20 protein-coding genes are annotated in these 23131 nt (G+C 33.8%); 4 read left to right on the top strand and 16 right to left on the bottom strand.

The window, feature by feature from the left end:
- Nucleotides 1-242: 242 nt before the first annotated feature.
- On the bottom strand, nucleotides 243-2735 hold the full coding sequence (locus QP953_RS11630) for an esterase-like activity of phytase family protein (protein ID WP_309555142.1): 2493 nt from the start codon (nucleotides 2733-2735) through the stop codon (nucleotides 243-245).
- A gap of 248 nt (nucleotides 2736-2983) precedes the next feature.
- Between QP953_RS11630 and QP953_RS11625 the strand changes: the two genes are divergently transcribed.
- Entirely contained in the window at nucleotides 2984-4264 is a 1281-nt protein-coding gene (locus QP953_RS11625; RefSeq protein ID WP_309555141.1) for a hypothetical protein, read from the top strand.
- 91 nt (nucleotides 4265-4355) lie between these two features.
- Here QP953_RS11625 and QP953_RS11620 read toward each other — a convergent pair whose 3' ends face one another.
- The 3 genes from QP953_RS11620 to QP953_RS11610 form a co-directional block, all read right to left on the bottom strand.
- Nucleotides 4356-4718 (bottom strand): hypothetical protein, encoded by a 363-nt coding sequence (locus tag QP953_RS11620; protein ID WP_052599641.1) that lies wholly within the window; start codon nucleotides 4716-4718, stop codon nucleotides 4356-4358.
- A gap of 168 nt (nucleotides 4719-4886) precedes the next feature.
- Complete coding sequence (locus QP953_RS11615) at nucleotides 4887-5372, bottom strand: hypothetical protein (RefSeq protein WP_309555139.1); 486 nt, start codon at nucleotides 5370-5372, stop codon at nucleotides 4887-4889.
- A 45-nt stretch (nucleotides 5373-5417) separates the two neighbouring features.
- Nucleotides 5418-6038 carry a hypothetical protein gene (locus QP953_RS11610; RefSeq protein WP_309555138.1) on the bottom strand — a complete coding sequence of 207 codons (621 nt, stop codon included), beginning with the start codon at nucleotides 6036-6038 and terminating at the stop codon, nucleotides 5418-5420.
- A gap of 167 nt (nucleotides 6039-6205) precedes the next feature.
- Between QP953_RS11610 and QP953_RS11605 the strand changes: the two genes are divergently transcribed.
- Complete coding sequence (locus QP953_RS11605) at nucleotides 6206-6352, top strand: hypothetical protein (protein WP_156039892.1); 147 nt, start codon at nucleotides 6206-6208, stop codon at nucleotides 6350-6352.
- A 95-nt stretch (nucleotides 6353-6447) separates the two neighbouring features.
- Here QP953_RS11605 and QP953_RS11600 read toward each other — a convergent pair whose 3' ends face one another.
- The 3 genes from QP953_RS11600 to QP953_RS11590 all read right to left on the bottom strand — a co-directional run bounded on the left by QP953_RS11600 (nucleotide 6448) and on the right by QP953_RS11590 (nucleotide 8800).
- The gene (locus QP953_RS11600) at nucleotides 6448-6843 is read right to left on the bottom strand and encodes a hypothetical protein (protein ID WP_309555136.1); all 396 of its coding nucleotides are present in this window, start codon (nucleotides 6841-6843) and stop codon (nucleotides 6448-6450) included.
- A gap of 116 nt (nucleotides 6844-6959) precedes the next feature.
- On the bottom strand, nucleotides 6960-7961 hold the full coding sequence (locus QP953_RS11595; protein ID WP_052599646.1) for an alpha/beta fold hydrolase: 1002 nt from the start codon (nucleotides 7959-7961) through the stop codon (nucleotides 6960-6962).
- 272 nt (nucleotides 7962-8233) lie between these two features.
- Nucleotides 8234-8800 (bottom strand): hypothetical protein, encoded by a 567-nt coding sequence (locus QP953_RS11590; protein WP_309555134.1) that lies wholly within the window; start codon nucleotides 8798-8800, stop codon nucleotides 8234-8236.
- A 298-nt stretch (nucleotides 8801-9098) separates the two neighbouring features.
- Between QP953_RS11590 and QP953_RS11585 the strand changes: the two genes are divergently transcribed.
- Complete coding sequence (locus QP953_RS11585) at nucleotides 9099-9818, top strand: hypothetical protein (protein ID WP_309555133.1); 720 nt, start codon at nucleotides 9099-9101, stop codon at nucleotides 9816-9818.
- 24 nt (nucleotides 9819-9842) lie between these two features.
- On the opposite strand, the gene QP953_RS11580 is transcribed toward QP953_RS11585, so the two are convergent.
- The 3 genes from QP953_RS11580 to QP953_RS11570 all read right to left on the bottom strand — a co-directional run bounded on the left by QP953_RS11580 (nucleotide 9843) and on the right by QP953_RS11570 (nucleotide 12328).
- A complete protein-coding gene (locus QP953_RS11580; RefSeq protein ID WP_309555131.1) occupies nucleotides 9843-11048 on the bottom strand; it encodes an aminotransferase class I/II-fold pyridoxal phosphate-dependent enzyme in 1206 nt (401 codons plus the stop codon).
- A 68-nt stretch (nucleotides 11049-11116) separates the two neighbouring features.
- Nucleotides 11117-11746 (bottom strand): intradiol ring-cleavage dioxygenase, encoded by a 630-nt coding sequence (locus tag QP953_RS11575; RefSeq protein ID WP_309555130.1) that lies wholly within the window; start codon nucleotides 11744-11746, stop codon nucleotides 11117-11119.
- 48 nt (nucleotides 11747-11794) lie between these two features.
- Nucleotides 11795-12328, bottom strand: a complete 534-nt coding sequence (locus QP953_RS11570; RefSeq protein WP_309555129.1) for a hypothetical protein — start codon at nucleotides 12326-12328, stop codon at nucleotides 11795-11797.
- Between the two features lie 422 nt (nucleotides 12329-12750).
- Between QP953_RS11570 and QP953_RS11565 the strand changes: the two genes are divergently transcribed.
- Nucleotides 12751-17307 carry a fibronectin type III domain-containing protein gene (locus QP953_RS11565; RefSeq protein WP_309555127.1) on the top strand — a complete coding sequence of 1519 codons (4557 nt, stop codon included), beginning with the start codon at nucleotides 12751-12753 and terminating at the stop codon, nucleotides 17305-17307.
- Nucleotides 17308-17424: 117 nt separating this feature from the next.
- On the opposite strand, the gene QP953_RS11560 is transcribed toward QP953_RS11565, so the two are convergent.
- The 6 genes from QP953_RS11560 to QP953_RS11535 all read right to left on the bottom strand — a co-directional run bounded on the left by QP953_RS11560 (nucleotide 17425) and on the right by QP953_RS11535 (nucleotide 23083).
- Nucleotides 17425-18753 carry an FAD-dependent oxidoreductase gene (locus QP953_RS11560; protein WP_309555125.1) on the bottom strand — a complete coding sequence of 443 codons (1329 nt, stop codon included), beginning with the start codon at nucleotides 18751-18753 and terminating at the stop codon, nucleotides 17425-17427.
- A gap of 173 nt (nucleotides 18754-18926) precedes the next feature.
- Nucleotides 18927-19658 (bottom strand): class I SAM-dependent methyltransferase, encoded by a 732-nt coding sequence (locus QP953_RS11555; RefSeq protein ID WP_309555124.1) that lies wholly within the window; start codon nucleotides 19656-19658, stop codon nucleotides 18927-18929.
- Nucleotides 19659-19728: 70 nt separating this feature from the next.
- Nucleotides 19729-20772 carry a serine hydrolase domain-containing protein gene (locus QP953_RS11550; RefSeq protein ID WP_309555123.1) on the bottom strand — a complete coding sequence of 348 codons (1044 nt, stop codon included), beginning with the start codon at nucleotides 20770-20772 and terminating at the stop codon, nucleotides 19729-19731.
- Nucleotides 20773-20835: 63 nt separating this feature from the next.
- A complete protein-coding gene (locus QP953_RS11545; RefSeq protein WP_052599656.1) occupies nucleotides 20836-21480 on the bottom strand; it encodes a hypothetical protein in 645 nt (214 codons plus the stop codon).
- Nucleotides 21481-21503: 23 nt separating this feature from the next.
- Nucleotides 21504-22130, bottom strand: a complete 627-nt coding sequence (locus tag QP953_RS11540) for an FMN-dependent NADH-azoreductase (RefSeq protein WP_052599657.1) — start codon at nucleotides 22128-22130, stop codon at nucleotides 21504-21506.
- Between the two features lie 356 nt (nucleotides 22131-22486).
- Nucleotides 22487-23083: a Crp/Fnr family transcriptional regulator gene (locus QP953_RS11535; RefSeq protein ID WP_197043932.1), complete on the bottom strand. Its 597-nt coding sequence runs from the start codon at nucleotides 23081-23083 to the stop codon at nucleotides 22487-22489.
- Between the last annotated feature and the right edge of the window lie 48 nt (nucleotides 23084-23131).

Below are 23131 nucleotides of genomic sequence, written 5' to 3'. Positions count from 1 at the left end.
TGGATATAAAAATTAGTATCAAGGTCAATTCTCAAATCTACAAAAAAAATTAATGTTTGTCTTAAAAAAATTGGGGGTTCTGTTTTTGAAATGGGTATTTTAATTTACAAAAAGAATCCTTTTCAGTAAAGAATTATGGGATTGGGCAATGTGCTTTTCTTATTAACTTCCATGAGTTTGTGCCATAAAAAATCCCAAAGCTTTATTTAGCTTTGGGATCACTCATTCTACCTTCCATGTATCTAATTTGTTCCGACAATATTATAACTTATTCCTATTGCCATTTGCCAACTATGATTCCAAACGGTTTCTGTTACTTCTGATAACTGAATAGTAGAAGATACATTTTTATTCAAATATTCTTCCTTAATTACATTCATTGTTCCAAAAGCAGCACCAAAAGAAGCACTTATCTTTACCTTTTGAGTTCCTACCGTAACACCTCCACCAATAGCAACCAAGGGTTTTACTTTTTCATTCAAAGGAACAAAAAAGCCCAAACTTATCATTGGACGAACAATACTAGGAGTTCTAAAAGATAATTCTGCATTTGCACCAATTCCTACAGAAAGTTGATCATTGGTAGGAATCATTACTCTTCTCTCAATAACGGTATCATTGATCGGAAAAGAATCATTCAGATAAGCATCACTTGACCTAAATCCTGTCAAGAAAAGAGAAGTTCCTATATTAACAGCCAAACCTGTACTAACTTTCCTTTTGGCTATTTTAAATTCGTTTGTTGCTGCACCCGCTTCCCCAAAGGTTTTTATTTTAATTTCTATTTCATCCTTATCTGGTGCGATTGACGAGAAGGTTGTTAGATATATCTCTTGGGGTAACCAATTCATTACCTTATTAAATGCCTCAGTTTCTTTTAAAGACAATCTATTTCCCGATATTTGCCATTCATGAATGGCTTTTCTTAAAGTATCTCTATAAGCTTTTAGCCTTTCAATTTCAGAATATTGAACATATTGATCTCCTTTATCCCAACTCCTTAGAACATTATTAAGATAGTTTTCCAAATTGCTTTGAGTTCTAACAGTACCTTGAGCAAAGCCATTGTTTTTTATTTTCTTTAGCTCTTCTCTTAAGTTATCTTTTGTAAGGCTGTTTTTTGCTCCATTAAGAAATGCATCTTTTGCACTTATAAATGAACTTTTTTTATCTTGGGGCAAATTAGCTTCAACTCCTTCAAGTGCTTCTTTTAACTCATCATCTGTACCTCGAATATCTAGCATAGATAAAGCTTTATCTACAGATTTTTCCAATTCTGGCTCGTGACTATCTCCAGTAGAGGTGCCCACATCTCCGCTTGGAGGGGAAGTTAATTCGTATAAATCCTGAACACTATTCTTAAATAAATGATCCTTTCCTTCAATACTAACCGTAAAGTATTTTACCTCTTCTTTCAGAATACCTCTTAAAGTCAGAGGGCTTATTGCCACAGAAACATTTGCATGCCTAGGTATTCCATGAGCCTTTTGGGTGTTACCATTCTCATCTATTCTTGTTAGTGAGGCACCTAACTTAGTATCATAAATAATTTGCCTATTTTTTTTATCTGCATAAGTATTAAAAGAGCTTCTATTTCCACTAAATTGAGGATAAGGAATTAATGTAGGATCAACAACTTTCTCTTTTTCAGGTTCTACAACTCCTACTCTAGGTACTTTAGGTTTTGTCTTTCCATCATTAGGATTTATTCGTTTAAATAGAAACAACAGAGTATTTTGACTACTATCCCCGTTATCATCAGAGATAATTAATAGATACTCTTTTTCATTCATTACAAAGGAAGTAATTCCTTCAAAATTATCAAAATCATCTTGACTGAATTTTGTTTCCAATAACTTCTTGGTAATTAAATATGTATCCTTATTTAAGGTTTTTCGATCAAGTTCATGAATACTAAACCGAGTCTTTTTTACTTCCTTATTCTTTTTTACGTACTTATCAAATTCTTTTTCAAGAATAACAATATTCCCATTCGATAATGTTGCAGCTCCCTTTATCTCAGGATATTGAGCCATATACTTCAACTCTATAGTAGCCTGTTCTCTTTGATAAATATTTTTCAGCCAAGCTAATCTCTTGTTAGTACTTCCTTTTTCATAAATTGTAAATAATTTTCCATCATCTGTTACTGCCAGAGCTTCTAACCCAGCATTCTTATAAGCATCTGCGGTAGGGAAATATTTTTCATCTACTAGCTTAATTTTCTCTTCAAACTTCCAACTGCTTTTTATTTTATCCAAGTCATCCAAGTCATATTTGAATATATAGTTTTGCTGTTTGTTTTTTATATCATTATCTAAGGAAACATAAAAATATCCATCGTAGATAGCTGTTCCTTCTACTCCACCTATCTCATTATTTAATTTATCAACTAAAATTCCCTCTCTCAGTATCTCAAATCTATTAATTTCTTCCGTGTCACCTATTTCTATTTCTACTTTAAACCATTTTGAATCATCAGAACACATGATAGCTGTAATTACATTAGAAGTAACACTTAGAACAGAAATAGAGGAAATTTTTTTAATTCTTCCAGAGGGTAAATAAACGGATTCTTTTAGCTCAAGCTGTGTAGTTTTCAAAGATTTGGATATTTGATCCAAACTTTTCCACTTAGGAGGTTTCACATCATAAGTTTGCGATTTTAAACTAATACTAAATAATAAACATAATAGTAACACTGAGGTAGTATTCAATTTGAGTAGTCGTTTCATGATTATATTTTTATATTTAACTGTTATTATATAAATATAAAACTAATAGATAATTTTAAAAAACACAATGATCAAAATCACTTTAAAATCTGATTATCTACACTTTACACAAAAAAAAAACTTAATACATTAAAATTCAATACTAGTTCAATATCTAATTCAGCAATTCTAACGATAAACAGAATTATATGATAAAATAAGATTTAAGTTCATTGAAAAAGGAACGTACATTTACTAAAAAGTAAACGATGTACGACAAATTAGTAGAAATAGTATCCAAAGAGTTTCACCAAGTTCCAGACCATCGAAAAGGACATACAGAATATTTGCTACATGATTGTTTAATGGGAGCATTTGCTATGTTTGGTCTAAAAGATCCATCATTATTGAGTTTTATAGATAATGCCATTCATCGTAAGGACAATTTAGAACAAGTCTTTAAAATTAGTAAGCTTCCAACAGATAATGGGATGCGAAAAATTTTAGATGCTGTCCAACCATCTGTTTTTCAACCTACTTTTAAAACAATCTTTGAACATTTGGAAAGGCTCAAAATACTCGAAAGTAGAAGATACTTAGACCAACATTTGCTAGTAAGTGTTGATGCCACAGGTACATTTTCTTCCAATAAGATTGGTTGTTCTCAATGTTTAACAAAGAAAAGAAAAAATGGTACAATAGAACATCATCACCAATTGTTAGCAGCGAGTGTAGTTCATCCTAATTTCAAGACCGTTTTTCCTGTTTTTGGAGAAGCAATAACGCGGCAGGATGGTTCAAAAAAGAATGATTGTGAACGAAAGGCATGTAAACGATTATTTCCACATTTACGCAGCATACTGCCAAAAGAAAAGATCTTAATTCTTTTAGATGCTTTATATGCTGATGGTCCAACTATTAAAGCACTTCAAGCACAAGATATCCAAATGGATTACATCATAGTAATCAAGGAAGGATATGTTTTGGAACAAGTTAAGCAACTTAGAAAAAAGGATAGTTTGCATCAGTGTCAATACCAGAAAAATGAAAAGACTCTGTGTCGATACAGGTGGGCATCTAACCTCATTCTAAATGGCGCAAACCAAGATATTATCGTAAACTATTTAGAATACGAAGAATATGATTTAGAAAAAGATAAAGTGGTTTATTCCAATAAGTGGATTACCAACCTAACTTTGACTAAATCAAATGTTTCATCTATTGCCACAGCTGGAAGAGCAGGTTGGAAAATTGAAAATGAGACATTTAACACCTTGAAGAATCAAGACTACAATTTGGAACATAATTATGGTCATGGAAAATTCTACTTGTCAACAGTATTTGCTTTGATTATGCTATTAGCATTTTTTGTTGACCAGATTACAAGGGCTGTTGATGAAAGTTTTGAACAAGCCTTAAAAGAAGCAAAAACATTGCGTAATTTAAGGCAGAAAGTTCGAGTACTCTTTGATTTTATTCCTACTATTTCAATGAACTTAATCTATCAAATAATCGCTAGAAAGGTCAATATTCGACCTCAATTAGAATAGCTATTTGATATTATTATTATTTAATATATTTTCTTACATCGTTAGAATTGCTGGCTAATTTAGAGGTGAATTTTTCAATGCTTCTCTTATTTTACTTGTTTTGGTTTTGCTCAATTTTTTCATTGATCAGAAGATTTACCTCATCCCTAAGGTTATATCTAAGAATATATTCCTTGAAAGCGAACCATAATGGATAAGAAAACAAGTGTGTATTAACATGATCTACAAATTCTTTAGGCAAACAAATTTTTCCACCTTTATAAGACTCCACAATAGAATCACTCCAAGTCCAAACGCCATCTGTTCTTACTGCACTTGTTCCTAAACCTTCAAGAGCAATTACTGGAGAGGTGTACATATATTTATACACTTTTTTTGAATACTTTTGCATTACATCTTGAGAATCGTCAATGTATTCGTGTAGTATAAATATATTTTTAAGTCTTCTTTTCATTATAAATATGCTATTTCATTTTTATTTAAGCATAATCGATAGAGTTAAAAACTGCTTAAGACTCCCCATGTAAAAACAACCACAAGAAACTAGTTTCTTACTACCGCATGCATTATTTTAAAGACTGTTTCAATTTTATCTCCTTGATTATCTTTATTAATGCCTCTTCTAGCTTTTTTTAGATAGAACAACCCTTTTGTTTACTTCGCTACCTTCTTCATCTTTAAGTCGAAAATTATATACTCCCTTATTTATATTTTTTACATCTACAGCTAGAAAATTCCCACCAGTATTTACAGAAAATGTACAATCTGCAACCATAACAAAACTTCCATCATCAAACATTTCAAGGGTTAATTTTTGAGCTTGATCGACTTCAATAACAAACACTAAATAATCACTTTTAATGGTATCTTTAGACATCATGATGTTTATGTCCAAAAATTGAGCTTCTCTTATAGCTCCCATCAGAGTTTCATTGATATTAAACACAGCTTGTGCATCCGATTCTTCTATAGTTGGTTGAGAAGCTATGCAAATTAGATTTGCCTTGATTTTTTGCCCTAAAAAGTCAACTTTAATATTCTTTTGAGCAAAGCCACCTAACGAAAATAACAAACAGACAATTAAGAATAGACCGTTTAGATTCCTCATTTTATAAGTTTATTATTGTTGTATTGTACTATTATATACAAGTTTCTAGTAATTCTCCTTTATTTTATTGGTTTCATATTGAAGTCTTGAATCGTAAACGATTTTAAGTGTTCCAATCCCCTTTACCTCTGATAACCATTGTACATCTAGTACTTTTTCAAATAGATATTCATCCCCTAGTAAGTTTTTATAAAGCCAGTAGTACTTTTTCAATTGTATATCCCACAATGTATCTTCTAAAACCATTTCTTTCGTTTTGGTTAATCCATAGATATTTAGAATTGAATTAACTTTAAATGAATCTATTTCAACATTTCTTAAAATCGAATCTATTTTTAGAGCTCTGTTTATAACCCCTTTAGAAAGATCATCTTGCAAAATAAGGAGTCCTTTTTTTAATGGAATTTCTAAACCTTTCCCTTCAATTCTTATTTCATCTGGAAGACTATAAATTATATAAAAGATATTGTATGCCCCAAAATTTTTCGAATACCTAAAAGCCATACAATCCCCTTCCATTTTGAGTGTTGTATCATTTAATATTTTTTCGACACTTAAATCAGGATGATCTTCTATAAAAGGATTAAAATTAGGGTTTGGAATTTCACAACTTATTAATCCTGCAAAGAAAATAACAATATAAATTAGAACTAGATATTTCAACATTCTATTTAGCTTGAATTGCCCATAACAACACGGCAAAATTAGCAAAATTTTCCTCCGCACTTACTTCTGACTACTAATTATTATAAGCTATCTTTTTAAATCTTTCAAAATCACTAGGTTTTACACTAATATTTACTTGTAGGTTGTCTTCATTGAAATCAGTGATTATGCCTTTTAATTTAGTGCCTATTTTAGGAAATAGATCAACAGTCATCCGTTCTTTATCAGTAAAACTAACTATTCTTATAAGCCCAAGAACAGGAGGAGCATTTAAATTGAGAAAAACTCCAAAGGATGCATGGGCAATACAATAACAACTCCTTCAATAAAGTCTCCTCTTTCATATTTTTCTAACAATTTAAACCAATTTTCATTCATGTCGACCCTCGTCTATTAAAAAAATACACTTTTAGATACTGTTTTCTCCACTCTTCCAGATTAGAATGTCTTCATTTCCGTAGTCATCTTCAGAAAGAATCAACTCCCAATTTAACTTTTGAGCTATTTTAGTCATAAAATTCAAATACCAATCTTTCAAATCTTTATCTTTAGACGTCTGAATCTCAATCAGATTTATTTCCTTGAATGTAGTTTTATGATCTTTAACAGTGAAGTTACCATTATCAGAGCTTACAATTAAAATTGATATACAAGGATATTGTTTTCTATTTCTATAATAGAGTTCTCCTATTGAAATAATTTCATCAAAAGTATTCAATATACCTTTTAGATCAAATGTCTCTATCGAATCTGAGTACAATTGGTCTTTTCGGATTTTATATAAAAAATGATACGGGCTCCACATAAATTTTAATTTTAGCTTTCGTTCTTCACATATTATATCTTTTGTAAGTTGAACTTCTATTCAGTTGATAAATTGTCAATTCGTCTCTTCATTTGACGCCTCATCCAATCATAACATCATTTTTTCACCCAGTCAAAAACATCTTTAATTACTTTATTAGCTTTAAAACCAAGTCCTATCTCTTCTCCTAATTTCCATTGTGTTTCCATATAAATATGGTCATAATTGGGATAGACTTTATAAGTCAGATTATTTTTGCCTTTTCTTATAAATTCGAGCATTGCATAATCTGTATTTCCAATATAAGAACCATCAATATCTCTACCTGATGCAATTAATAAAATTGGAATATCTAAGGAAAGCATATTTTCCAAAGGTGTTGTTTTGGAGTAGCTGTACCATTTGTTATAGGTTTCTCCCCAAAATTCTTTTTCAGTACTTTGGGGATTTTGATAAATTTCCTTTTGCACCCTAAACAGACTATCAACTACATATTGAGCTTCTTCCTGTGTCATCAAATGATTTGCCGCTTTTTGACGAGCAATCAGAATTCGGTCATAAATATGGTCTAAAGCATTAGCAGACATAACAACTACTTTGTCTACACTTTTGTTTAATACAGCCACCTTAGGTGCAACTTGTCCGCCTTGAGAATGCCCAACTACATAAATTTTAGTTGGTTTTAACGCCTTCTGTAATTTACTTATTGCATAGGAAGCTGATTCAGCTCTCCAATCTAAAGTGTTCTGCTTAATTGTAATACTATCTATTGGATATTTGGAATTGTTATTGGGAATTGAATCGAATAAAGGGATTCCACCTTTATTAATATAAGCAATATGGTACTCTTCTTTAAATTTTGTAAATCCCCAAAAGCCAGAACAATAAACTTGCTTATCTTCAAGATTATATTTGAAAGTTGGTTCTAATCCAGAACCTCCCAAAACTAAAACCAAAGGTTTTTTGCCCTTATTTTCAGCTTTAAATACACCAACTTCGATTGCCCCTAAACTATTGTGCTCATACCGATATAAGTCCATATTGGACAAAAAATCATGTTGCCCAAAAACGAAATTATTTATAAAAAAAAGGAAAATGATTAAGTATAAAAGTCTCATTTTTTGAATATCTATTTTAATACTACACAACTTACTTGTATATACCTCTAAACTAGTACATACAAACGTAATAACGCTCCAATATACATAATAGAAATAAAACACAGAATAAAAGCCACGATAAGAACTCACTTATACCTCCACAAAAACTTAATAACCAAGACGCTACTCTTGCTATATAACATCCCTTTAAAACAAACATATATAATGAAGTTTCTTCGGCTTTTTAATATAGGAGTATACAAGATAACTGTGGTATACCTTTGGGGCAATTATTTTACTTCCCAAATTGTCCAATCTTCTACATCTATATCTTCCATTGAAACTCCGTAAGTTTCCATGAGAATATCAGGATCCGTACCATTTTTTTCAAACCAAAGCGGATTTCCTACATTCACATCACCTTTTAAAGCACTTTGAGGAATAGGTTGTGGCATTAGATGTTGGTACGCTTTCATTTCTTCAACAATAGCATCAAATCCACTAGTAAGCTCCCGAAGTAGATTTCCTTTTTCAAAGTACATAAAACTTTGGACCATTACAGTATCAGAATATTCTATTTTTAAGACCGCAGATGTAAGTTTTTTAGAGACAAAGAGTGCTTGATTTTTAGTTAAAAAATCTGAATCAGATTTAATCACTAGATTTTCATTTATAAATAAGAACGACAAATACACTTCATGCTGGTGTTGAGTACTCATTACATCATCAAGAGTTGCTTTTTCACTTACAACTTGACCTTTAAAACCGAGTTGTTTTTGAACTTCTAAGAAGAAAGTCAATGCATCAGGTTTAATTTCAGAACTTTTTAGATAATTGAGAGTTAAATTCAAGCCCATAAATTAGAGTTTAGGTTAAAAATTGAAAATCAGTATTTACTTTTATTAATTGGAATAACTAATATACATCTACAACATTATTACAAAACAATATACAACCTCTCAATAAATAAGAAAAACAAGCACCATTATCATACATCAAAATAACTGTTAGACATCAATTTCTTACTGTTGTATCGAAAAACGATCAAATTAAGTTATAGCTACACCGAATCATCATACATACTACCAAGAGTTTTTCCTTGTTAAGTTTAGGGGGATAAAGTTTTAGTTTCGACATATAATAAAAATAAAAATCATGTCAAGTCTAATCCATACCTTATCCTTAACAGAGCTAAAACTATACTTAGTTTTTACATACACTTTAGTTTGGTATTTTCTTTATAATGCATTTGGTTTTGTTGCTCAAAACAAAGCACAACAGTTAAAAATAATCACTGCATTTTTCTATTGTTTAGTACCAACAACTCTTTCTATTTTGCTTTTCAGAGGAACTTTGAATGGCGAGGTCAACTTAAGCTCAGCCCACATTCATTTTCTTCTAGTCATAGTCTCTTTTTATTCTTTTTCAACTATTGAAGAATTTAGGATTAAATCTAATTATAATTGGGCTCTAATCATTCATCATATAGCCTTTGGTTTGGTAATTTTAAAGTTTGCTATTTCTGCCGATATTCCATCGACATGGTTGTGGATAGTTGCAGTTCAATTTTCTAGTATTTTTGTTTCTTTGAGGAGTATTTTAAAAAGCTATCCAAAGCTTTATAAGAGATTTAATACCGTATTAGAAGAAGCAGATTTTTGGACATTTTTATTGGTTAGAATGCTGTTTCAAACTTTTATGATGCTCTCAGCAATATACGATATGTATTTAGTAGATGAATATAGATATGTTTTGATAGCAGCTTTTTTCCTTTCAATGCTTCTAAACATAATATGGTTTAATCAAATCGTAGCAAAAAAGATTAAAAGAAATAAGAAAATTTTTGACAAAGGTCTAACTATTTCCGTTTTGTAAGCTCTAATAATGCTTAACAACATTTTATCCACGTGCATATTCAATTCCTTCTATCCAAGCATTTATTATATCCTTATAATCCCTAGTTAACAGGCTTTCATTAATCACAAACTTCACAACTCCTTTTTCATTCGCTCTTCCTAACCAAATATTATATGTATCATACAAAAATATAGCTAGTTTCTTTAAATTGATTGCTGTATCTAGAGTTAAGTCGTAGATATTAGTGCCATTTTTTAAACTAGATATACGAAGCCCTTCTATTTTATTCAACTCAGATATTATTGTTTTAGATCTTTGAATAACTTGGCTCCATCTATCCTCAATTCCATTTAAATAGTACAATGCCATTGCTGTGTTGCTCCAACTTTGATACACTGTTCCTCCAAGTATTTTTATTTGATGTGCAACCTTATCAATTATATCCGCATCCCCACAAAGCATCGCCCCACCCGATGCATTTAAATACTTATATAGAGAAATATAAACCGTATCAAAATACGATGCATATTCTAAAAGTGAAGTATTGCTAAAAGCAGATGCTAGATGAATTCTAGCACCATCTAAATGCATTTTATAATTATTCTCTTTGCAATAGTTTGAGATTTCCTTTATCTTTTCAATTGGAACAACAGTTCCATCAGCACGTCTAACAGGGTTTTCAATTACTATCGTTCCCAAACCACTTTTAAAAACCTCATTAGTATTGGTATAGTCAATCGTATTTTTTAAATCCTCTACATCAAAATATGGCTTTCCTTTTCCTATCGGAATCAATCTTTTACTATGAACACTTTGAGCTGCATCTGCCTCATCTCTGAAAACATGCGAATTTTCGGGCACTATAACTTTCGTATTGTTTCCATTGAGTAGCTTAATAGCCAGTTGATTTGCCATTGTACCAGTAGGGAGATAAATCGCTTTTTCTTTTCCTGTTATTTTTGTAAAAGCATCTTCAATTAGTTTAGTTGCACCTCCATTTCCATAAAAATCTGGCTCAATTGGTTGTTTCTTATTTATTTGATCTAACTTTTCTAAATATTCCTGAGGGGTCAAAGCAAGACCATCATAAATAAAATTGACAGGCGTATTCGGTTGATTAGGGGCTCTGGACAACGCAGGCAAAGGCATCGAGTTTAAACTAGTTATAGGGAGCAGAACAGAGGCTGTAGATAATCCAATTTTTTTAAAGAAATCCCTTCTATTATTTATTCCTATTGCTTTTTTCATCCTATATATTTTCTAATAACAATCCTAACGATAAACGAAATTACATTTAACAGCTTTAAGTATATATTTTATTCGTAATCTGGAATGTTCAACCCCAAAATTAAATCTCTATTTGCTGTCCAAATTCCATTTTTCATTTCAAGTCTTACGATTCCCGAACCACCACGATTTTTAAGCGATTGTTTTTTTTCTTCCGTAAGAGTTGGATCACTCTCAAAAAGATAACTATCAATGTAGTACGGTATAGTATTCGGTTCTTTTACATAAATATGAATGTGCTCAGGTTCTCGCGCTTCAGGATATGGAGCTGGTCGAAAAGTATAAAAAGCAAATTTTCCATTTTCTCCTGTTTTTAGCCAACTACGGTATTGTCCATGTTTTTTTTCCCAGCCAACAGGAGCATCACTTGGTTGATAAATCCCATTTCTATCCACATGATAAACATACAACAATACATTATCTGCGGGAGTTTTCCCATCCCTTTGGAATACGGTTCCAGTTATTTTTATTTGGGGCTCATTTTCTTCGAAACCAGGTAATGAGTCAACTGATTTAGGGTTTGGGGTTAACAACCTAAAATCTAAAAGAGCTACACAATCTTGACAAGGACCGCCAACATTTCTTTCTGCCTTAGAATCGGGTTGACCTTTGCAAAGAAGGTTAATAAAAGCTAATAAAATTATTCCTAAATTTTTCATCTTCTTTTTTTCAATTGCAAAATTACAAGGCGCGAAGCGTGTGCTCTGCTAAATAAGAGCCAACATATCCCACATATTATAAGCCGATGACTCCCATTCCATACCTTCTCTTAGATGATAAATCATATTGGGATCTTTGGCTTCAAAAAGCATGGTGTAATGATCACCATTTTGCTCTAAAGATTTGACTTCAAAATAATCTTTAGCATCTAGACAAAACTGCTTGTACTCAGGGCGAGTGATAAGAAGATTTTTCCCTCCGAAGTTGAAACGATTAACAACTTTCTGTCCTTCGTATGTATCAGCATTTGCATCGCTGTCAGCTACGTAATATTTTTTACCCATTTTCATACCATACAAATTTTGATATTTTTCTTTGTATGGATGCTTATCCATATGAATATCAAACCCTTTGGTATCTTCTAATAGTTCTTCATTTAGTTCAATCATAAAAGCTAAAGCCCATTGTTCTAATCCGCCATGATCAGTTATACCCTTTGCATCAGAGCTTGTTTTTACAATATTTAGTAGGACCAAATTTCCTTCTACTTTAGAAGCCTTTATACGATAATATTTGCTCATTCTATTTTAAATTTAAAACATAAAAAAATCAATATGCAACAAGTTAACAGTTTAAACCTAGACTTAGAGCAAATTTTAATTTATTTTAAGAATATAATTATAAACCCATATAAGGTCTTTTCTCATAGACTTTCAATGCTTTAAACTTCCTTGCCAAAAGTAGCAGATTACAGCTTGTAAGAACAAAAAAAAATTATAGAAATGTTAAAGTTGAGGTATTTCAGATAGATCCTCAAATTAATATAACTTATAAGTGATTTATAGTTAAATCTTAATTTATTCATTTAAAACAGGTTCTATTTTTTTTTGAAAAATACTGCTTTTAGTCCTTTTAAAACAAAATTTTCATACAAAAAAAATTTATAACTTTGGCAGCCCAAATGGAATCGTCCCTACTATTCATTAACTAATTCACTTTTTACATGCAAAAAAAAATATTATTATTCTTAGCCTACTTTTTGCTAAGTAACTTTTCTTATGCCCAAACGGTTTTTACAGAATCGTTTGATTCAGGAACAACCCCTGTAGGTTGGAACAACACCTCTAACAATGGAGGTCCTTGGGAATTCAGCACCAATGCGGGTTTCGACGTATCGGCAACTCTTGACCATACTGGAAATGGTGGGAATTATGCTTGGGTTGATTTCTCAGGCTCAGACGACAGTGTTATGCTAGTTACACCAACTATTGACGTTTCTAGTTTAACAACACCTTATGTATCTTTTTATCACGAAAGTCATTACACAGGAACATTAAACCCCTTTAATTTGCTACACGTAGACGCTTGGAATGGTAGCACTTGGGTCAATGTTGCATCGCTTCAAGGAAACACTTCTTTTGGGTGGGATTTGTATGGTTTTAATGTAACTAATTTCACCTTTGGAGGAGGAGACAGCTTAAAAGTTCGCTTTCATGCTGAATCAGGGGGTGCCTCGGCAGATTATAACAATGATTTGTTAATTGATGATGTTGCGGTCATGCAAATGCCAAGTTGTGTTCATCCATTTAGTAGCTCATTAACTGCAAATAATATTACAGGCACTACTGCCAACTTGGGTTGGACAGAAAATGGTTCTGCTACGTCTTGGCAGATTGAATACGGTACGCAAGGTTTTACACAAGGAACAGGTACTACTGTTCTAGCAGGAACCAACCCATACAGCTTAACTGGTCTTAATCCAACTACGGATTATAGTTTTTATGTTCGTTCAATCTGTGGCGTTGGAGATTCTAGCGCTTGGGCTGGACCTTTTGATTTCTCTACAATTTGTCCTATTGCTTTTACACCGACTTATTCGCAAGATTTTACATCTTACCTTAATCCTTGTTGGTCAGAAGCAGAAGGTAGATTAACACCTAGTTCAACACTTACAGGAACAAGTTCTGCATGGACATCGGATGGTTTTGCTAATAATGGTTCAAGTGGTGCTGCTAAAATAAACTTGTATGGTACCACTAGAGATGAGTGGATCATTAGCCCTAGCATTGATTTAGGAACAGCAGCGACTTCTTATCAACTTGAATTTAATATTGCATTGACAGATTGGAACAGTACTTCTGCAACTGTTTTAGGATCAGATGATACCATTGCAGTTGTCATTTCTACTGATAATGGAGCAACTTGGGAAAATACAAATATCCTACAAGAATGGGTAGCTGGTTCTGAACCAAGTCATACAGGAGATCACATTGTTATTAACTTAGCAGCCTATACAGGTGTTGTTAAATTTGGTTTCTACACAGTTTCTACTGTTTCTAACGAAGACAACGATGTCTTTATTGATAATTTCTTAGTAACCAATTTAGCAAGCTGTACTGCTCCTAATGCACTAGCTGCCAACAACATCACTGCTACAACAGCTGATTTAGCATGGACAGAAAATGGTTCTGCTACGTCTTGGCAAGTTGAGTATGGCACACAAGGTTTTACACAAGGAACAGGTACTCCTGTCGTTACTGGAACCAATCCTCATAATCTAACTAGTCTTACAGCCAACACTGACTACAGTTTTTATGTACGAGCAATTTGTGGTGCTGGAGACTCTAGTTCATGGATTGGACCTTTTAATTTTACAACTTTGATTAGTTGCCCTGCTCCAAGTGCTTTAGCGGCTAATATACCTAGCCATACAACCGCAAATTTAGCATGGACAGAAAATGGTTCTGCTACATCTTGGCATGTTGAATATGGTGCGCAAGGATTTGCACAAGGAACGGGTACCGCTGTTGTTACTGGAACAAACCCTCATAACATAACTGGCCTTACAGCCAACACAGACTACAGTTTTTATGTACGAGCAATTTGTGGTGCTGGAGACTCTAGTACTTGGGTTGGACCATTCAATTTCACAACACCTTGTACGCCTTTCTCGCCTACTTACTTAGAAGATTTCACCTCTTACCTTGACCCTTGTTGGTCAGAGGCAGAAGGTAGATTAACACCTAGTTCAACACTTACAGGAACAAGCTCTGCATGGACATCAGATGGTTTTGCCAACAATGGTTCAACTGGTGCTGCTAAAATAAACCTCTATGGTACCGCTAGAGATGAGTGGATCATTAGCCCTAGCATTGATTTAGGAACAGCAGCGACTTCTTATCAACTTGAATTTGATATTGCATTGACAGATTGGAACAATAGTTCTGCAACTGTTTTAGGGTCCGACGACACCATTGCAGTTGTCATTTCTACTGATAATGGAGTAACTTGGGAAAATGCAAATATCCTACAAGAATGGGTAGCTGGTTCTGAACCAAGTCACACAGGAGATCACATTGTTATTGACTTATCTGCTTATACAGGTATCGTTAAATTTGGTTTCTACACAGTTTCTACTGTTTCTAACGAAGACAACGATGTCTTTATTGATAATTTCTTGGTAACCAATCTAGCAAGCTGTGCTGCGCCTAGTGCACTAGCTGCCAATAACATCACTGCTGCAACAGCTGATTTAGCATGGACAGAAAATGGCTCTGCTACGTCTTGGCAGATTGAATACGGTGCTCAAGGTTTCGTTCAAGGAACAGGTACCGCTGTCGTTACTGGAACAAACCCATACAATGCAACAAGTCTTACTGGTAACACTGATTACAGTTTTTACGTACGTGCTATTTGTGGCGCAGGAGATTCTAGTTCATGGGCTGGACCTTTTAATTTCTCTACTCCTTGTGGCATTTATACCCCTACTTATCTCGAAGAATTTACGACTTATGTACCTGCTTGTTGGTCAGAAGCAGAAGGTATTTTAACAAACAGTACAACATTAACAGGTACTTCTTCAGCTTGGACTTCAGATGGCTTTGCCAACAATGGTTCAACTGGTTCTGCTAAAATAAATCTTTATGGTACTTCTAGAGACGAATGGTTAATTAGTCCTAGTATTGATTTAGGAAATGGTACGACTACTTACCAAGTTGAATTTGATATTGCATTGACAGACTGGAACAATAGTTCTGCAACTGTTTTAGGAGTCGATGATACTATTGCCGTAGTTGTTTCTACCGATAATGGAGCAACTTGGGAAAAAGCCAATGTCTTGCAAGAATGGGTAGCAGGTTCTGAGCCAACCAATACAGGAGATCGCGTTGTTATTAATTTAGCAGCTTATACAGGAGTTGTAAAATTCGGTTTTTATGCTGTGTCTACAGTTTCCAATGAAGATAACGATGTCTTTATTGACAGTTTCTTAGTACAACCAGCACCGATTCCAACAGATGACGTTGCACCTATCGCACTACTCAATACAGATTCTGTTTATTGTAATGCATCTGTTATTGCAGGTTCTGTTGTTGTTGCGAATATCAGAGCCAATACGGTTTACAATGTTCCTTATAACGTTGTTGTCAATGGAGTTGTAGTAGAGACCAGCACTATTGACAGTTTAATTGGAAATCAATTGGATACCATTGCTCTTGATACAATTTTGGCAACTACAACTGGAGCAACCGTGATTCAGGTTATTACTACTTTTACAGGTGATAATAATGCTTCAAACGATACCCTTTCTGTTGATTCAATTTGGACCTCTTATACAAGTCTAAGTGCAACACTTACCAATCCTATTGGTTGTACAGGCAGTGCTAATGGTCAAATTGAAACTACTGGTTTAGGTGGTTTTGCTCCATATACTTATCAATGGAATGCAACAGCTAATAACCAAACAACAAGCATCGCTACTGGCTTAGGAGCTGGAACATACATGGTAACAGTTACTGATTCTATTGGATGTTCTGCACTAGGAACGCTTGCCTTGGTAGATCCTCCCGTTATGTCACTAACTACAGTAGGAACGGATTTAAATTGTAATGATAATAACAGTGGTTCTGGTATGGTAACCGTAACAGGTGGCGTACCTAGCTATTCTTACTTATGGAGCAATGGACAAACAAATAATTCGCTAGTAAATGCTGCTGCTGGAACGCATACCGTTACTGTTACAGATGCTTTTGGTTGTGAAATGATTGATTCTGTCGTATTAACAGAACCTACTGCTATAACTGCAACAATTGACGATCATACAGACGGAACGGCTACGGTAAGTGCTAGTGGTGGAGCTGCTGGATATACCTATCAATGGAGTCCCAACACAGGAAATCAAACAGGCGCTACAGTAACAGGTTTGGTTGCCGGAGACGCCTACTATGTTGTTGTCACAGATGCTAATGGCTGCACAGAAGTTGTTTCTTTCCAAGCAGTTGTATTAAATGTGAATACGCTTAATGGTGTAGCTAACATGAGTATGTTCCCGAATCCAACACACGATAATGTATTTGTGAAAATGGATTTAATGGAACAAGCAACCGTTAACATACAAGTAGTTAATACAATAGGACAAATCGTTCTTCAAGAGACATTTGATAATATTTTAAATCAAACGGTTGAATTGAATACGGCAAAACTTCCTTCTGGAGTATATATGGTTCAATTTAATATCGGAGAAAAATCAACGACTCAGAAATTAATTATTTCTAAGTCTTAATGACTTTAGTCGTTCGTTGATTTTTTTAATTATAGAGGGGCTGTTAGATTTTCTAACAGTCTCTTTATTTTATAAAAATAAGAACAAAAAATGGGATTATTTTTTTTGAACGATTACTTATTTACGTTCTAGTTTTGCCACTTCTCGGTCCACTCTATTATCAACCCAACCCAATACTTTGTCTATAGCCGTAGAAGCCAACCATTTGAAAGGTTCTGGTGGAATTGGCAAGGTTCTTCGAGTCAGTACATTGCCCAACGGGTGTTCCTTTCCATAAACTTTGTGCCCCAAAATTTCCCCAACCAAAAAAGTCTGTGGTACACCGTGCCCAGCATACCCCATTCCATAAAAGATGTTTTTATGCTTACCTGTTACTCCAATTGTAGGCATGAAATCCAAGGGGATACCAATCCAACCACCCCAAAAAGTTGCTAATTCCAAATCTTTCAATGCTGGAAATCTCTGACGAAACACAGCAGCGATCTGATTGGTCATTTGGGGTTGAGAAATATCTCCCAATTTAAAACCATAAGGAATTTTGATGTATTTCCCTCCAGCAATTAGTGTATTTCTCGTTGTTCTCCGATAACTTTCAAGTTTCTCATGAGCCGTGTAAATTCCCTCTTTATGATGCCATTGCAATATTTCTTGTTGATCTGGGCTTAAAGGAGCTGTTTCGAACATACCCGCCCAAATTGGAGAAAGAACACGCTTTTTCCAGCCTAAAGATGCTGTAAAGGCATTCGTAGCCAATACTACTTTTTGAGCATAGACCGTACCTTTTGGCGTATCAAGGCGAACGGGGGAACTATTATGAACTTTGAGAACAGGCGTATTTTCATACAACTTAACACCTCTAGAAATAGCTAACTTTCGAACAAAATCGATCAATTTTCCTGGATTAACAGTCCCTCCAATAGTATCATGAATTCCTGCCAAAAATGCATTAGGAATTCCTCGTTCGCGCATCGCCCCCTCCTCTAAATACTTGAAATGAAGCCCCAATTCAGCACCAACGGCTTCTAAATGTTTGAGGCGCTTAATTTGCTTTGGATGAACCGCAACATTAATATTACCGTGATCTACATAATCGCAATCAATTTGGTGGCTTTTAATAAAATGTTCCAACCGCCTAACAGCTTCCACCGAAAAATTACACAGTTCTTTAGCTCGTTCTAATCTATTCATTTTAAGCAAAGAAGGAAAGTCTTTTCCAATCAAGCTGTCTACATAACCAGAGTTACGACCACTGCCAGCACTCCCTGCAAATCCCTTTTCCAAGACACTGACATCCACTCCAAATTCTCGAAGTTGTAAAGCCGTATACAATCCTGTAAAACCACCTCCGATAATAGCTACTTCTGTTGTGATGTCTTGTTCTAAACAAGGTTGAAAGGATTCTGGACCATCCCACCAATTGCTGTGTTGTTGTGTTGTATAGTTCATTTATATTCAAAGTTTTACTTTGACTTTGGCAGTTAATTGTGCTGCAAATTATTGTTCTATTGAAAACATTTTTGATTAGAAATTATTATCACAATAACATCATTGCTGTTGTAACAAACTTATGTCGTCCAAAATCACTTTCTCCCCTATTTTGATTACAAAAATCAAAACTGTTACTTTATTTTTTTTCCATGAATACCAGAACCACAGCCGAAGAAGTATTGATCATAGTTTGTGTCCAAACCAACCTCTTGAAATATTTCTGCAACCCATTTAGAATCTTTATACCTTTGAGTATATTCCCAAAGCATCTTATATTCTATAGGATCTCCTAAAAGTAATTTTGTAATTTGGGGTGTAATTTTCCCTACGTATAAATAATAGAACAAGTGTAATAGAGGATGCTTTGGTTCCGAAATCTCAACAAAGGCAAACGCTCCTCCAGGTTTTAAAATTCTGTTGACTTCTATTGCTAATTTTTTTATTTGTTCTTTACTGAAAGTTTTTAACCCAAAAGCACTATAAACAATATCATAACTTTCGGATTCTAAGGAGCTCTTTAGAATATTTTCATTCAAAATCTTAACCTTCCCTTGGTAAGTCTTACTGTTCTTTTTCCTAGCCCTTTTTAACATTCCTTCTGAAATATCTAAGGCTGTTAATTCGGAATTGGGATACCTCTTTTTTATAGCATCCCAAGTTTCTCCCATTCCCGACATCAAGTCAATAATTTTAACTTTTTTTGTCTCCAAAATGGCGGTTTTCTTGATCATTTTTCTTCGCCAGAAATGTGTAAAACCAAATGAAAACAGGACATTTATTCTTTCATAAGAATTACTCATGTTATCAAATAAATTTTCAACAAAAGCAGGTTCATAGATATCTTTGTTCGATTCTTTTTCCATTTTGAGTATTTCTGAAAGAGTTAATATTCGAGTTAAAAGAAAAAAGCAGTTCAGATTTTCGTTTCAACCACTACATCCTATCTCCAATTACCAAACATTCTTTTTTCATTAATTTCATAATCTCTGTATGTACGACAAACGTTTGCTTAAAGTCGTTCAAATTATTTGCTGTATTTTCTAAAACAACGAGATTCATGTTAGTTTGTGGATAATGATAACAAGCCGAAACAAATCCTGGCGCATAACCTAAGGCTCCAACTTGGACACTCTGTTCACCATCTTTAAAAAGCAAACCATAACCATAAGCTACTGTTTCAAAAATTGGATGTACCCTAGTAGCGTACTTTGTAGTCATGAGTTTTAGGGTTTCTTTGGTAACCAATTGCCCTGAATATAACATTTCATTCCATTTTTTTAGATCCATTGCATTGGAAATCATACTACCAGCAGGAACATAATTGTTTAAACTAGTCGTCCTATAAACTAAATCGCCTTTTTCGTTTGCTTCATACCCCTTTACAAGATGTTTATATTTGGTATTGTTTGGATGAAATGTATTTTTCAAGCCACACGCCTCAAAAAATTCAGTTAATAACTTCTCAAAACTTTTGCCCGTAACATTTTCAAGTACTTGCGCTAATAGTTCGTAACCGATTTGCGAATAACGAAATTGAGAACCTTGTTTGAATTCTAAAGGCTGATCTAAAGCAACAATTCCATGAGTATGCGTCAACAGTTGATGGATGGTCACCTCCTTTATCCAAGCTTGGTTGATGGCTGTCAAATATTGACTGATTGTATCATCAAGCCCAATGTTACCATTCTCATATTCTCTTAAAATCAGTACAGCCGTTATTTGCTTGCTTATGGAGCCAATAATAAACTGGTCATCCAAATCCATTTTAACCTTATTTTCTAAATCTGAAAATCCAATGGCTTTAGAATATAGGACGGTTGTATCAACAGCAGCCAAAATTACGCCATTAAATTTTTGCTGACTGATAACTGAGTCAATTTTTGACAACAAAGCAGCGTGGACATCTTGTTTTTTCGGTTTGTCTATATCACAAGAAATGAGAAGATGAAAAATTAAAATCCAAACACTAAATTTCATAAAATATTCGTTTTATCATTCAACAGTTAGCTACGAAATAATAACATATCTAATCCCTTTATTTCAACGCCTTTTAAGAAGTTCACCAGAGCACCCCAATTCTTTTAAATACCTAATAGCATCTATTTTCGTAGTAGAAATTGACCAATTATCAGCAATTGCAATTACAGTATTAATATCAATATAAATATCGTCGACTTCTTCGTTGGAATTTAACGAATCAATAAAAGCATTTATATTCAGAGTTTGCTCAATTGCCGTAAGCCTTCCGATGCTAGACCACTCCCCTAGTTCCAGACAATAAGTAAAACTTCTTTCTATTGTTCCTTTAATAGCTTTCATCCAGCAATAGGTATCTCCAGTATCGTAGTTTTTAAAGAAGTAGGCTTCTTGAAATCGCACACTAAGTTTTGGCAACAACACTTGAATGCCTTCTCCTGTTGCCAATAATCCAGCGCCCATAATAACTACCCAACCTTCAATTGGAGGTGTAATATAAATACAATTTCGTTTGGAGTATAATTGCTGAATCCCAATCGTTCCATGCATTGGCTTGATATTATCCAACTCTAAAAAATGGGCAACTTCTTCTGTATTTTTTGATTTTAATACCAACCACTCACAATTAACACCATTAAATGCAGTGGTAGATTCAGTCATGACCTCCTTATTCTGCTTCGCAAAAAACTGCTTGATTCGTTGAAACATCCTCATATATTTTTTCACCCCATTTACTCAATGGAATTGATTTTTTGATAAACAGCTGCTTTTGATTCCTCAAATATTTCACCTCCAAACTCCTCATTGTCTAAAGAAATAATAGTCACGTTCTGAACGCCCATCATTCCAAATACAAATTTTAAATAGGTTGTTTGAAAATTCATGTTGGCATTTTTTTCGTTCTCCCCATATCCTGTATCTCCTCTACTCGATAAAATGAACATTTTTTTATTTTTAAGCAAGCCCATATAATCTCCATCTGGTTTTCCTGAACGAAATTTCCAAGTTTCGTTAATGCGCATAATTTGATCAATATACGCCTTTAAACCACTTGGAATTGACCAATTATACATTGGAGTTCCAAGAACATAAACATCATTCTCTTTCAGTTCCTTTACCAATTCATTGCTAAATTTTAACGCTTTTTGATTTTCCGCTGTTCTATCCCCTAATGGTACAAATGCGCCCGCAATCCATTTTTCGTCAATTGGCGGCACATTGCTTAGTCCAACCTCTCTATAAGTGAATAAATCCTTGGGGTACTTTTTTTGCCAATTCTGAATAAATACTTGTGTTAATTTTCTACTATGCGATCTCTCATCTCTTACACTTGCGTTAATGATTAATACCTTGTTCATTCTTTTATTGTTTAGTAGTTCGTTGATTATTATTCGCTTTGTTACTCCCTACGGTCGTGAGCTCGCTATGCTCGGTTCGCTCATGAGAGCGCAAGGCTAGTTCCCTGCGGTCATGACCTTGGGCTTTTGTGCTACTAGCACAAGCCTACTCGGCAAGCTTAGCTACCAAAAAGACAAAAAAGCACATTTATATTAGATTGATAATCAAAATTTTAACACAAAATGCAATAAATTTACAACTTGTTGATTATCAACTGCGCTGCTACTGCGTGGTTTCAACGAACTATTGTTAGAAAGTTAATAAATTAAGAAAAAACAAAATTCACCAATTAAAATGTAAAAAAAATTGACCTAGTTCAATCAATTTTTTGTTTGCGTCGAATTCTACTCAAAAATTCCGCAGAAATACCTAAATAAGAAGCTATTAAATATTGAGGCACTCTGTTTGCAATTTGAGGGTATCTTTCTATAAATTCTATGTATCGTTGTTCTGCACCAAGGAGATTATTTTCGATAATTCTTCTTTGCAAACTTCCTAGGTAACTTTCCAAGATAATTCGAAAATATTTTTCAAGCTTTGGCATTTGCTCCAACATTCTATTAAAAGAATAATGGCTAATCTGAAGCAATTGAGTTTCCTCTAATGCTTGAATATTATAAATAGAAGGTGTTTGCTTTTGAAAACTATCAATATCTGTTGCCCACCAATCTTCTATTGCAAAATACAATACCTCTTCTCGACCTGTATTTGAGTTGATGTAAAATGCTTTTAAACATCCAGAAACGATATAATTATCCGTCCGACAAGTTGCCCCATTTCTCAATAAATAATCCCCTTTATCCAGCTTCTTCTCTGTCCAAAAGGTTTTGAATAAGTCTATTTCTTGAACAGAGAGCCTAATGTGTTTGGAGATATTTTTAATCAATTGTTCCTTCATTGTCTGTATGTTCATGAACACTTTTTAAAGTATCGCATTTTTTAGGCTGTTCTTCTAATGAAG

The sequence above is a fragment of the Aureispira sp. CCB-E genome (genome assembly GCF_031326345.1).
Taxonomy (GTDB): domain Bacteria; phylum Bacteroidota; class Bacteroidia; order Chitinophagales; family Saprospiraceae; genus Aureispira.
The sequence above is the reverse complement of the archived record's forward strand: the minus strand, read 5'-3'. Positions and strand labels throughout refer to the sequence as shown.